This window comes from Anabaenopsis arnoldii (assembly GCF_028331025.1).
Lineage (GTDB): Bacteria > Cyanobacteriota > Cyanobacteriia > Cyanobacteriales > Nostocaceae > Anabaenopsis > Anabaenopsis arnoldii.
Window position 1 is genome coordinate 1 of the sequence record NZ_JAQMUH010000092.1, and the last position, 12,676, is coordinate 12,676.

Sequence of the window (12,676 nt, forward strand, 5' to 3'; positions counted from 1 at the left end):
AACGGGAGCATGGGAGCGGTTATCCCTTAGTAGACTTGCACGCCTTAGCCAGACGCGATATTTCTCAAGTTAAGATTTACAAGAAAGACTACCGCTATCATTGCTTGGTTTTCGCGTTGGCAATAGTCTTAATTCAATACCTGATATCGTATTATATATCAAGTGGGCGATTTTCTTAACTCACTTATGTCAATTGTTGTCAACATAAGTATAGTTTTGTCTATAAAATAGTCAGCTTAGGACTAGCTCACAATCCTAAATTAGGGTGATCCCTTGACGGTTCTTCACAACTGGCTACACACAGATATCAATCAGCCGCGCGGCTCTCTTGTTTGGGTTTGGTGGTTTAGTTCTAGTTGTTCTTCCGGGGGCTGCTGTTCTAAGATTTGCGACAAGTTTTCAATTTGGAAATACTGATAAAACTTGGGTGTGACTTGCAGTGAGTAGGAGCGAGAATCATTGTCTCGCCGTTTCCTCACAAATCCGAGTTCCACCAGTTCCGGTACGTGTTGATATACTCCTGAACCTCGTAGTTCAATTAAATCAGTTTGGAGTATGGGGTTATTCAAAGCGATGGCGGCTAAAGTCCGCAATGCACCTAATCCTAATTCTACAGGAATCAGCCTTTGTACTAAGTCATGAAAATCAGAGCGCAGTTGCAAGCTGTAACCATTGGGGGTTTCTAGGATTTCTAAGGCGCTATCTCTGTGAGCATAATTATCCATTAGTTCCATGATTCCCTCTTCGACTGTAGCGCGATCGCACCCTGCATACTCAGCGATTTCACCCAGGGATAAAGGCTTACCTTTTAAATACAGAATCGCTTCTATCTTAGTTGCTGTAGTCATTGGTCATTAGTCGTTGGTCATTGAATCAAAAATCCCCGCACCTTGACACTGGGGAATGTTCACCCCATTATCGTTGGCTGAGGATAAATTCAGCCATGGCCAAATCTTGGGGAGTTGTCACTTTCAAGTTTGTCTCTTCTCCCGGGACAATTCGGACTTCAATACCGCATCTTTCAAATAAAGCAGCATCATCGGTGACTTCCCAACCTTGACGAAGGCCTTGAGCGTGGCACTGTTTTAATAAGTTAACATTAAAGCCTTGGGGGGTTTGTGCTGCCCATAATTGCTGACGGTCGGGGGTAGTTTGAATGATGCCATGCTTATCTACGACTTTGATTGTATCTTTCACGGGAACCGCAGCAATTAAACCAGAACATTCTTGGATGGCTTGGGCGCATGAGTTGAGTAAGTCTGGTGTCACCAGACATCTGGCCCCATCGTGAATTAATACGTGTTCTGCGGTGTCTGGAAGCGCCTGCAAGCCATTATAAACTGATTCTTGCCGGGAGGATCCGCCAGGAATAAATTCCACTGGTTTAGTCACGTTTAGATCGGCGACAATTGCCTTGAAGTCCGGCCAGTCAACCGGTTGAGAAATAATCCCTATCCATTTGATTGCACTGGCTGCTGCGGCAGCTTTGAGAGTCCAAGCAATAATTGGTTGCGATCGCACTTGCAGGAGGAGTTTATTGCGGGTTCCTCCCATTCTTTTGCCGGTTCCAGCGGCTGGAATAAGTAAATGCACAGAAAACCTCAATCAATTAATAACTGATCATCAATGACTAATGACTAATAATCAATAACTAATGACTATATTCACCTAAAATAAGAGCGAGTACGCGTGAATAAATATTATGCGAGTAGTAGCCCTTGTTCCTGGCGGAATTGGCGACCAAATTCTTTTCTTCCCGACTCTAGATGACTTGAGGCGTTATTACCCTAAGGCTCAGTTAGATGTCGTTGTGGAACCCCGGTCAAAGGCTGCCTACCGGGTGAGCAAGTCAGTTAATGATGTCCTGACTTTTGATTACACAGACCGCAATAGTCTGGCTGATTGGAGTAATTTCGTGGGGATGATTCGCGATCGCGAGTATGATGCGGTGATCACTCCGGGAGAAAGTTGGTTAATGGGTCTTTTGCTGTGGCTAACTGGAATCCCTACCCGCGTTGGCTACAAAGGCAAAGGAGCAGGTTTTCTGACTGATTCTGTGCCATACCAACCCAACCAGTACAAGGCGGCAGTTTACCACGATTTGCTGCAACCCTTTGGGATTAAAACCCCTTGCCCAGAGTTAGCAGTGAGTCTGCCTAAACCGGATATTGACTGGTCACAAAATGAACAAAAACGCTTGGGAATCAATGACACAGGCTACATATTAGTTCATGCTGGTTCTAGTGATATCTCTCACACAGGTTCAGATCAACTCTACCCTCTAAAACACTGGGAGCAAATCATTCAAGAATGCCAACACAAGCAACCGGATTTGCCTGTGGTGGTGATTCGCGGCTCTGAAAATGAGCAGGTTTGGCGATCGCTCCTGGAAAGAACCACCGGGATTAAGCTGACTGCTCCTGATAACATTGGCAAATTAACCGCCATGATTGGGGGAGCAAGTTTGATGTTATCTACTGATGATCCACTACTTCATTTAAGTGTAGCAGTGCAAACTTATACTATTGCCCTGTTTGGCTCTACAGATCCAGAATCGGTGTTGCCCAAAAATGATAAGTTTCTGGCGATTAAATCACCAACGTCACAATTAGCAGATATTTCACCCCAAATAGTTTTGCAGAAAATTTGGGGCGGCTAAAATCCTCCTACACCTCTTGAGAGGTGTAGGCTTTTCAAAGCATCTCAAACAACCCATCATCTAGGTCATAACCCAGCATTTGCGCCATAGACTTTAACCGGGGATAGCTGGGGATACCTTGTTCCTTGAGCCAATCACCTAATATAAAAATTTTGTGCATGAGAAATATTTCTAAGGCTTCTGGGTTATATTGAATACCTTCTTTTGCACTGAATTGGTGTGGTACAAGCATGGCAGTATAACGGGCTAATTCCCCGGATTTCCAATCTAGTAAAAATGGTAGCCAGGGATATTTAGCATCTAAACGGACAAACCATAGACGCAACTCTGGGATTTCTGAAAGTTCCCGGGGATCTCCGGGTGATAAGGCATATTGGATATTAAAGCTTAACTGCTGTTCCCAGGATGCCATCCCTTTGTCTTCGAGTAGTTGCGTAATCACCTTCAAGACAGGTGAGATATCTAGATTGTTAACGTGGTCGGTATCGACTTGAATTGTAATCGTCATGCTCAAAAGTAGGATCGAGAATCACCAGCTTTGCTGGGTGTGATGGCACATTATTTGCACCCAGTTATTTTTTTACCTGTGTATGTCTAACTTGGCAAACTTGACACCTGCCTAGGGTTGGACATTTGCTATAATTGTAAGTTAAAGTTGTAATGAGTTTGTTTAAGAGCAGAGTGTAATCAAACAAACCCTAATCACCAACGGACAATCACCAGATTAAATTGTAAATTCCCAGAGCCAGACAAAATCGGGAAAATACCCTTATAGTTAACCAACTTAACTATGCAAAATCACTCGATATCTCCCAAACCAATTCGTTCCCTAGAGGAAGCCCTGGATAGGTGTCAACTCTTGGGGATGCGCGTCAGTCGCCAGCGCCGCTTTATTTTAGAATTGCTGTGGCAGGCTAATGAACACCTTTCTGCTAGAGAAATTTATGCTCGTCTCAGCCAGCAGGGTAAAGATATTGGTCACACTTCTGTTTATCAAAATTTAGAAGCCCTATCAAGTCAGGGCATCATTGAGTGTGTTGAACGCTGTGACGGGCGTTTATACGGTAATATCAGTGATTCCCATAGTCATGTCAACTGTATTGATACTAATCAACTGCTGGATGTGCATATAGAACTACCCGCAGAATTAATCCGTGAGGTGGAAAAACAAACAGGAGTCAGGATTACTGAATACAGTATTAACTTTTATGGTTACCGCCATCCCCAAAAACCAGAATAATTTTTAACGTGATTTTCACCAATATTCCCACAAAATTGGCGTGACAATTAACCCACGAGAATGTCATACTCAGGAGGACTGCAATAGTTAAAGCTAAACTTGGGGGTTTTGATCATCAGCCGATCTCAGCGCGGTTTGTGACTGAGTTTCCCGCGTACTATATCTTATGAATAATAAACCCCTAAAATTATTGTTAATTGACAAAGATGCCATATTCCGGTTAGGACTACGGGTAGCTTTGTCAACAGTGCCTGACATCGAAGTAATATCGGAAGCAGAAACAGATACAAGGGCCTTGCAGATACTAGCAGAACTGGCTCAAAAAGACCCCAACCAAGTGAACTTGGTAGTTTTAGAATTAGGTAATGGTCGCTCTATTTCCAGTCAGCAGCAAGGATTACAACTGTGTCAACAAATCAAAAACCAATACCCCAAACTACCAATTTTCCTACTGAGTTCTGTTCAAGAACCAGGATTGCTGTTAGCCGTGCGTGCTACTGGCGTTAATGGCTACTGTCCTAAAGGTACTCCTATTTCTGAATTAGTCGCTGCTATGGAAGCAGTAGTAGATGGTGGTTGTTATTGGTTTCCTCCACAGGGAAGCCTTGATTCCACTGCGGATTATTCCATCACGCCATCACCTACTCTTCCCCTGGCTGGGGTGCGAAAAAATTGGTATTTGTCGGGGGTTGCTTACATTGAAGCAGATTTAGGCGCAGTGATGACGCAATTACAAATCCCTGGGATCCCGTTAATAGATCGAGCTGTTCTGGCTGGAAAAAGACGAGAACTATTAGCCGCGCGTTGGTTACTCAGTCGGTTATTAGTTTCGCCACAGGAAAGAGAACCCGAACAGCAGAAACCGGCTGTAATTCCAGTATTCAGTAGTGAGAATGTGAGATTGAAGGTAAAAGAAGAACCTACTTTAGCGCCTCTACTTAGCCCGCGATCGCTACAATCTGATCTATTTGCAGTATGTGTGAATAAATTACAATTTTCTTTACAAAATGTCACAGATGTGGCTTTAGAAATTGATATTTTTCGGGAAGATAAAAGACGGGAACTACTGTATTTAATTCTGCAAAAACTGGCGCAAAACCTAGATGAATTGCGTGTTCCTCAAGTAAGCGGCGCTCAATTAGAAAGCTTAAAAGACACAATATTATATGATTTATGGCAAGGAGTAATTACAGATTTCTTTGGCAAATTTTATCGCGTACAAGTAGGTAACCAAGATATAGAAGTTGTCAATTTATTGCTGCAAAATTATCGGGTGGTACAAACAGAGATCATCAATAAAATACCCCTAGTACTAGAGTTATTTTCTTATTTAGTATTTCAGACAGACTTGCACATTGATAATACCACCTACCCTGGGGGTACACCTGAAGCGAAATCCCAAGCATTAATAATTTTAGAAAATTTATTGATTTCCGTAGCCAATAGTGTAGTGCAACCATTGCTCAACTCTTTAGCAGACGTAGAAGACATTAAACAGAATTATTATGATCGCCGCTTAATTTCCACAAGAGAAATAGAACGCTTCCGCAATGAGTTATCATGGAAATACCGTTTAAACAAGTATATCAATGAGCCTAAAAGCATATTTGAAAGTACCTATGAGCTATTTGTATTAGCACCGCGTGGGATTGCCAAAACTGCAATTTATGCCCCCCGTGGTCAGGAATTAGCCCAGCTTTCTGGTATTCCCCTATTAGTGACACTGGTACTAGAATTTCGAGATGCGATCGCGCCGCGGTTAAAATCATTATTATCTATTGTAGGTAGCGGTATTGTTTTTTTGCTCACTAAAATAGTGGGACGGGGTTTAGGTTTAATCGGTCGTGGTATCCTCCAAGGAATTGGTAGCGTATCTTTAACAGAAAAGAACTTTAAGCGTCATAGTGAGCGAACGAAATAAGCCGATTACCAATTCCAATCGCGGCGGAAATGAAAAAAGCCTTCGAGAAAATCTTGTAAAGCATGATTGGTATTTAACCTTTGCTGACCCCACTGTGTGGCTGTATCTTCAATAATTTGGGAAAAGCTAGGATAGACACAAGACAAGGAAGCTAAATGTTTAACGGGAATTTTTCGGGACATAGCCAAAGCAATTATATTAATTAACTCCGACGCTTCCTCCCCCAATATGGAGGCTCCCAAAATTTCCCCATTGCGGTGTACAATCAACTTACATATACCTGTAGTTTGATCTCGGAGTTGGGCAGCTGGGATTGATTTATAATACTGCCGTAAAACTAAAACCTCATCGGGTCGAAATTGGCGTTTTACCTGGACTGGTGTTAAACCGACTTCCGCTAACCGGGGATGAGAATTGAGACCCCAGGGAATGCAGCGATAATTGATTGTAAATCTGGGAAAAAACAAGGCATTTTTGACAGCGATTCTCGCTTCATAATTAGCAACATTGGGAAAATCATAACCCCCAATCACATCGCCACAGGCGTAAATCCGGGGATTAGTAGTTTGTAATTTATCATTGAGCAGTAAGCGACGTTGCCGCCATTTCACACCTACAGCACCTAAATTCAGGTACTCTAGGTTTGGTTGCTGTGCAGTTGCTACTAGGATTTGGTCGGTTTGAATAGCTTTATTTCCTACCTGAACCCACTTTTTACCCTCAATTAGTTTGACTTGAGTTACTGGTTTTTGAGTCAGGACACGCACACCATCAACTTCTAACTGTGCTTGCAGCAGGTGGGCTATTTCTGGGTCGGCGGAGGGGAGAATAGATGCAGATTTCACGGCTAAGGTGACACTACAACCCAACCGCGCCAGAGTTTGGGCTACTTCAATACTTTGGGGAATACCGCCAATAATTACCCAATTTTGCGGTAAGGTTGGTTGCTTGAGAGTTTGCCAAATATTAGATAATGTCAAGTAACCAGTGGGTTGTAATCCCTGAATTTCTGGATGGTACAAAACAGAACCAGTGGCTAGTAAGTAGGTACGCCCCCGCAATAGGCGTTGATTTACGGTAAAGCCTAAATGGGGTAAGGATTGAAATTGACCAGTACCCAGGATGACATCTACACCCAGAGCTGCTAGGTTAGCCAGAGAAGTTTGTGCTTGGATGTGGTCGATCACACCGTGACTATACAACCTGGTTTCTGTCCAGGTGAGTGATGGTTGTGTGGTGTGAATTCCCCGGCCAGCAACATCATTGAGGTTATGGAGGATTTTAGCAACTTCGCTGATGGCTTGATGTTGACTAAAGCCATAATTTACTTGAGACTCCACTAAAGCCACGGTGGCTTTGAGTTGGGTTGCAACTAGGGCTGCATAGCGTCCGGCAACAGTACCACCAATAATTACTAAGTCATAATCAATTGTCATTGGTTATTGGTCAACAGTCAAGGAATATAAGGCTGTGAGCAGACGTTGGTTATCAGACTCCGAACGGACAGCAACCCGGAAAAAGCGATCGCCTAATTCTTTAAAGCTGAGGCAATCACGAATTAAAATTTGGTGATGCTGGAGTAATTGTTGTTGTAATTGAGAACTTGATGATTGTGATCCTACTAGTAGGAAGTTAGCACTGCCTTCTAGAGGCTGCAAACCTGGAATTGAGGTTAAACCTTGAAAAAGTTGGTTTCTTGCCTGTGGTAGCCATTTCCAGGTGCGCTCTTGAAACTCTTGATCTTGGATAGCGGCAATGGCGGCGGCGGCGGCTAGGGTGTTTACAGGCCAGGGATCTCGCCATGATTGCCATTGAGCCAGACGGTCAGGGTGGGCGATCGCATAGCCTAATCTCAGTCCGGGGAGACTGTAAAATTTCGTTAGCGATCGCAATACTACGAGATTTGGATATTCTTGCACCATTCCAATGAGACTTTGTTCCTCATCGGGGGGGAGAAAATCCATAAATGCCTCATCCAGCACCACCAAGGAATATTGCTCTAAATAAGGCAAAATCGCCCCCCTGTAGAATAACCTCCCTGTGGGGTTATGAGGATTATTTAGCAATAATCCATAACTTCCTGGTGAAGATAAAGGATATGAACCAGAATTTATTCCTATTTCCCATTGTCCAGTTGTCAAAGAAAGGGGAAACTCCAGGATATTAGCATTATATGCCGTTAGTGTTCGGTAATAATCGCCAAAGGCTGGAGTAACTAAGGATGTTGCGGATAAATTCGCTAACTCTCTCCCGGCTAAAGTCAGTAATTCCGCTGAACCATTCCCTGGCAGAATCCACTCAGAAGGTAATTTATGAAAGCCTCCTAAAGCAACTCTAAGTTCACTGTAATCTGGTTGTGGATAGTGCCTAAGATTACTAATTTGGGAATAAATAGCCGCGATCGCGCTATTTGGTGGTCCCAAAGGACTGATGCTGGCAGAAAAATCCAGAATACCTTCAGGTGGACAGCCAGCTAGTGCTGCCGCCCAGGCTAAATTTCCACCGTGAACTGGTTGCTGCATCAATAAGAGGTTCCCTAAAACGTTATCTATTCTTTGGGTTCTTTTGGGGGTGCAACCTTTTCTCTAAACAGCTTACCAGCCGAGAAAGCAGGAACCCTAGTGGCAGGAATTTCCATCTTTTCGTTAGTTTTGGGGTTGCGACCTTCACGAGCCTTGCGTTCTCGTGATTCAAAGGAGCCAAATCCTACTAATGTTACTTTATCCCCAGAAGAGACAGCTTCAATAATAGTCTCCAAAGCAGCAGTTAACACAGCATCGGCTTGTTTTTTAGTAACACTAGCCTTTTCAGACACTGCATCAACTAATTCACCCTTGTTCATATCAAACTCCTTGATCTTTACTTGAGATTCTCGACAGTTGCACTGTGTGGCATCTTTGATTAATTCTCCCTAGAGAGAATTAGAAAAGTCGCTCTTTGGGATTATTGATGTTAGAAATACCTGTATATCCCATCAGATCGACTTTTCAATGAATCATTCTAAGGTGTTGTAGCCTGAACTGGATAGATGAAACCATTAATTTATATAGATTTCGGGTTTTTTTGTGCTTTTTCAGTAAATTTAAACCACAAAATATACAGAAAAATTACCGGAATACTGAAAAATGCCCCAGATTTTTTTAGCTTTTGCTCTCAACCTGGTCATGGGTTAAGAGCAGATTAACATGATCAACTGACTGATACTTGACAATTTTTGATAGACTAAGCAACTGATTTTGACAACTTTTCACCCCTTGCAAATGTAATCATCAGGCTAAAATGATCCGATTGCGAAAATTCAAACAACTAGTTATTTGGGCATTGGTAGGCTTACTTACTAGTTGGTTAGTAAGTTGTAATACTGCTAATAATACAGTATCTCCTGCGGGTACACAAGCAACTGTTGAGTTTTGGACGATGCAACTCCAACCTCAATTTACTGACTATTTCCAAGGTTTGATTGCTAATTTTGAAACGGAAAATCCCGGTATCAAGGTCAACTGGGTTGATGTGCCCTGGGCGGCAATGGAGAACAAAATTTTAACATCTGTCTCAGCAAATACACCACCTGATGTCGTCAATCTCAATCCAGTTTTTGCTTCCCAACTGGCGGGAAGAAATGCTTGGTTAGACTTAGATCCCAAAATTTCTGACCCAGAACGTTCTTCTTATCTACCGAATATTTGGAAAGCTAGCACCCTGAATGGTAAAAGTTTTGGTATCCCCTGGTACTTGACTACCAGGCTAAATATTTATAACACTGATTTATTACAACAGGCAGGTATTAATAAAGTACCGTCAACCTATGCAGAATTGGCAGATGTCGCCCAGAAAATTAAAGACCAGACGGGTAAATATGCCTTTTTTGTCACTTTTGTACCCCAAGATTCCGGTGAGGTGTTGGAGTCATTTGTACAAATGGGCGTTACCCTAGTCAATGAGCAGGGTAAGGCGGCTTTTAATTCTCCCGAAGGTAAAGCAGCTTTTCAATATTGGGTGAATTTATATCAACAGGGGTTACTTCCCAGGGAGGCTTTAACCCAAGGACATCGCCATGGCATTGATTTATACCAGTCTGGACAAACGGCTTTTTTAGCTTCCGGACCTGAGTTTCTCAATACCATTGCTAGGAATGCTCCCCAAATTGCCAAGGCCTCCGCGATCGCACCCCAGATTACCGGTGATACTGGTAAAAAGAATGTGGCTGTGATGAATTTAGTTGTCCCCCGTGCTAGTCAACATCCCGATGCGGCCGTTAAGTTTGCTTTATTTGTCACCAATGACAAGAATCAGCTAGCCTTTGCTAAAGCTGCTAATGTTTTACCATCCACAAAACAAGCACTGGCAGATAGTTACTTTCAAAATGTCCCTGATACTGCTTCTACAGTGGAACGGGCGAGGGTGATTAGTGCGAAACAATTGCAACAAGCAGAGATTTTAACGCCAACTTTGAAAGATTCTAAACGTCTGCAAAAGGCGATTTATGAAAATTTACAAGCAGCGATGTTAGGTCAAAAAACTGTAGATCAAGCTGTGGAAGATGCGGCTCAAGAATGGAATAATAGGCTATAGTCTGAGATTTTAACCACATCCCCGACTGGTTCAACAGCCGGGGATCTATCCCCCCTGTCTGAAAAAATGACCGATTAAGTAGAGAGAACCACACAAAACAAGTTGATTATTTTTCTCATTAATAGCTGCGTCTAAGGCGGATGTTAAATCTGGATAGGTTTCACATCTGGACAATTCTGGACAAATTTTTACAGCTATTTGGGCTAGTTCTCTGGGGTCGGCTGAACTATGATCTGGGACTGGAACTAGATATAATTGGTCTTGCGATCGCAGTAAGGCTTGAAAAATATCTCCATGTTCTTTAGTAGAAAGCATTCCCATCACCCAAGTTAACCCAGGGGTGTGTAAACTGTCTACATAATCTCTTAATGCTTGAGCAGCTGCGGGGTTATGAGCGCCATCAATTAATAATTTGCGGTTTTTCCAACTCACCCATTGCATTCGTCCGGGCCATTGAGTTTTACTCATCCCGTTAACAATCGCTTCTGGGGAAATCTTCCAACCCTGGTTTTGCAGAATTTCTACACCAGCTAAAGCTAAGGCTGAGTTATTTAGTTGAATTTGCCCCTGTAATGGGAGAGGATATTTAATAACCCAGGAGTTTACCTGAGTTTCATATTCAGCCCATCCGGGGGAGATTTCATGAGCAGATCTTGGTGCAATATACGGGGATTGTAATTCTGCGGCACGCGATCGCACAACTTTTTGGGCATCTGGGGGCAATTTCCCCACCACAACCGGACACCCCGGTTTAATAATACCTGCTTTTTCCCTAGCAATATCCGCCACAGTCGGACCTAATTGCTGCCAATGTTCCCGGCTAATAGATGTAATTATAGTTACTAATGGATCTGAGCAAACATTGGTCGCATCCAACCGCCCCCCCAAACCCACTTCTATCACGGCCACATCAACTTGAGCTTGAGCAAAATACAACCAAGCAGCGGCGGTAATCACTTCAAACTGGGTTGGGTACTCATCATCAGCTTGAATAGCATCTTGGACTTGTAAGATTAATTGGCTGAACTTCTCACTAGTAATTGGCTGTTTATTAATACAAATGCGTTCAGTCCAATCAACTAAATGAGGAGAGATATAACAGCCAGTCTGATAACCAGCTTCAGTGAGTATAGAGTTAAGATAAGCACAAACAGAACCTTTACCATTAGTACCAGCAACGTGAATTACCGGAACTTGCAGATGGGGGTTACCCAGGTTAGCCAATAGTTTGATAATGCGGGAGAGTCCCAGATTAACGCCAAAATGCTGAAACGGTTTTAGTAAAGAATTTATATCCACAAACAGATGAGAAAGACAAGGTATATGAGGGAATAGGGCGAAAATACCCCATTTCCCCCCCAAAAAACGACTGTCCTGAATTAAGGAAACAGCCGATTTTATCGATAATTTTGTTTAAACTTAGGCTTCTCTGTTCAAAAAGTTTTGTACTTGTCTTAAAGCTGCAGCACCAATGTTAAATGCAGCCCAACTACCAGCAATGACAATGGGTGCAAGAACGATGACTATACGGTAATCGATATCCATATCTAGAACTCCTCTTTTAAGTGAAAATTAAAGTTTTATGAACTGTTCTCATGTTTATTTTTAACCTAATTGGCAAATTTTGCTAGTCCCATGGGATTACAAGTTTCAGCGGGGATTGCAATCATGTTAAGCATTGCTGCCTTCAGGCTAATTACCAATATATAGTTATATTACAATCTTTGGCACTATTTCTGGTGAGCAAAACCAAGATCATTTCCCGTTCCCCCATGAACTAAAGCTAACTTTTTGTAACGTTCTGCGTGTTCTATCAGTTCTGCGGCTTCGTTTTCTGGAACTGGGCGCAATACCTTACCAGGAACACCGACCACTAGAGACCGAGGGGGGACATTCTTAGTTACTACCGCGCCAGCACCAACGATGCTACCATGACCCACTCTCACCCCATCTAAAATAATTGCACCAATGCCAATCAAGCAGCCATATTCAATGTGGGCAGAATGTACCACGGCGCGATGGCCGATAGTGACATGATGTTCTAGAATTGTTGGTAAACCAGGGTCACCATGTAAAATTGCCCCATCTTGAATGTTTGTACATTCCCCAATATCAATGCGTTCTACATCTCCCCTAACTACTGCACCATACCAAATGCTGACCCCGGCTTGAATGTTTACCGAACCTATAACCACAGCATTGGCGGCGATGAAAGCTGCTTGAGAAAAATCGGGAGATGGCCAGTAAGAAGTTGTAGACACGATAGAATATGAATATGGTACCC

13 protein-coding genes are annotated in these 12,676 nt (G+C 42.9%); 4 read left to right on the forward strand and 9 right to left on the reverse strand.

All coding sequences use genetic code 11. From position 1 onward, the window contains the following. Positions 1-311: 311 nt before the first annotated feature. Positions 312-848 (reverse strand): SMC-Scp complex subunit ScpB, encoded by a 537-nt coding sequence (gene scpB, locus PN457_RS07955; protein WP_271732487.1) that lies wholly within the window; start codon positions 846-848, stop codon positions 312-314. 67 nt (positions 849-915) lie between these two features. Next, entirely contained in the window at positions 916-1,593 is a 678-nt protein-coding gene (gene ispD, locus PN457_RS07960) for a 2-C-methyl-D-erythritol 4-phosphate cytidylyltransferase (protein WP_271732488.1), read from the reverse strand. 109 nt (positions 1,594-1,702) lie between these two features. On the opposite strand from ispD, the gene PN457_RS07965 reads away from it, so the two are divergent. Then, a complete protein-coding gene (locus PN457_RS07965) occupies positions 1,703-2,659 on the forward strand; it encodes a glycosyltransferase family 9 protein (RefSeq protein ID WP_271732489.1) in 957 nt (318 codons plus the stop codon). Positions 2,660-2,693: 34 nt separating this feature from the next. Here the strand turns inward: PN457_RS07965 and PN457_RS07970 are convergent, their stop codons facing one another. Beyond that, the gene (locus PN457_RS07970; protein ID WP_271732490.1) at positions 2,694-3,167 is read right to left on the reverse strand and encodes a CRR6 family NdhI maturation factor; all 474 of its coding nucleotides are present in this window, start codon (positions 3,165-3,167) and stop codon (positions 2,694-2,696) included. 282 nt (positions 3,168-3,449) lie between these two features. Between PN457_RS07970 and PN457_RS07975 the strand changes: the two genes are divergently transcribed. Further along, positions 3,450-3,899, forward strand: a complete 450-nt coding sequence (locus tag PN457_RS07975; protein ID WP_271732491.1) for a Fur family transcriptional regulator — start codon at positions 3,450-3,452, stop codon at positions 3,897-3,899. A gap of 166 nt (positions 3,900-4,065) precedes the next feature. Further along, on the forward strand, positions 4,066-5,820 hold the full coding sequence (locus PN457_RS07980) for a DUF3685 domain-containing protein (RefSeq protein ID WP_271732492.1): 1,755 nt from the start codon (positions 4,066-4,068) through the stop codon (positions 5,818-5,820). 5 nt (positions 5,821-5,825) lie between these two features. Here PN457_RS07980 and PN457_RS07985 read toward each other — a convergent pair whose 3' ends face one another. From PN457_RS07985 to PN457_RS07995, 3 genes are read right to left on the reverse strand one after another with little or no spacing between them, the layout of a single operon-like run. Beyond that, entirely contained in the window at positions 5,826-7,256 is a 1,431-nt protein-coding gene (locus PN457_RS07985; protein WP_271732493.1) for a dihydrolipoyl dehydrogenase family protein, read from the reverse strand. 3 nt (positions 7,257-7,259) lie between these two features. After that, the gene (gene cobD, locus PN457_RS07990; RefSeq protein ID WP_271732495.1) at positions 7,260-8,342 is read right to left on the reverse strand and encodes a threonine-phosphate decarboxylase CobD; all 1,083 of its coding nucleotides are present in this window, start codon (positions 8,340-8,342) and stop codon (positions 7,260-7,262) included. Positions 8,343-8,368: 26 nt separating this feature from the next. Then, complete coding sequence (locus PN457_RS07995) at positions 8,369-8,662, reverse strand: HU family DNA-binding protein (RefSeq protein WP_200989291.1); 294 nt, start codon at positions 8,660-8,662, stop codon at positions 8,369-8,371. A 437-nt stretch (positions 8,663-9,099) separates the two neighbouring features. Between PN457_RS07995 and PN457_RS08000 the strand changes: the two genes are divergently transcribed. Continuing rightward, entirely contained in the window at positions 9,100-10,392 is a 1,293-nt protein-coding gene (locus tag PN457_RS08000; protein WP_271732499.1) for an ABC transporter substrate-binding protein, read from the forward strand. Between the two features lie 45 nt (positions 10,393-10,437). Here the strand turns inward: PN457_RS08000 and PN457_RS08005 are convergent, their stop codons facing one another. The 3 genes from PN457_RS08005 to PN457_RS08015 form a co-directional block, all read right to left on the reverse strand. Then, complete coding sequence (locus PN457_RS08005; RefSeq protein WP_271732500.1) at positions 10,438-11,691, reverse strand: bifunctional folylpolyglutamate synthase/dihydrofolate synthase; 1,254 nt, start codon at positions 11,689-11,691, stop codon at positions 10,438-10,440. A 120-nt stretch (positions 11,692-11,811) separates the two neighbouring features. After that, complete coding sequence (locus PN457_RS08010; protein WP_271732501.1) at positions 11,812-11,937, reverse strand: photosystem II protein Y; 126 nt, start codon at positions 11,935-11,937, stop codon at positions 11,812-11,814. A 185-nt stretch (positions 11,938-12,122) separates the two neighbouring features. Further along, the gene (locus PN457_RS08015; RefSeq protein ID WP_271732502.1) at positions 12,123-12,653 is read right to left on the reverse strand and encodes a gamma carbonic anhydrase family protein; all 531 of its coding nucleotides are present in this window, start codon (positions 12,651-12,653) and stop codon (positions 12,123-12,125) included. Positions 12,654-12,676 lie beyond the last annotated feature (23 nt).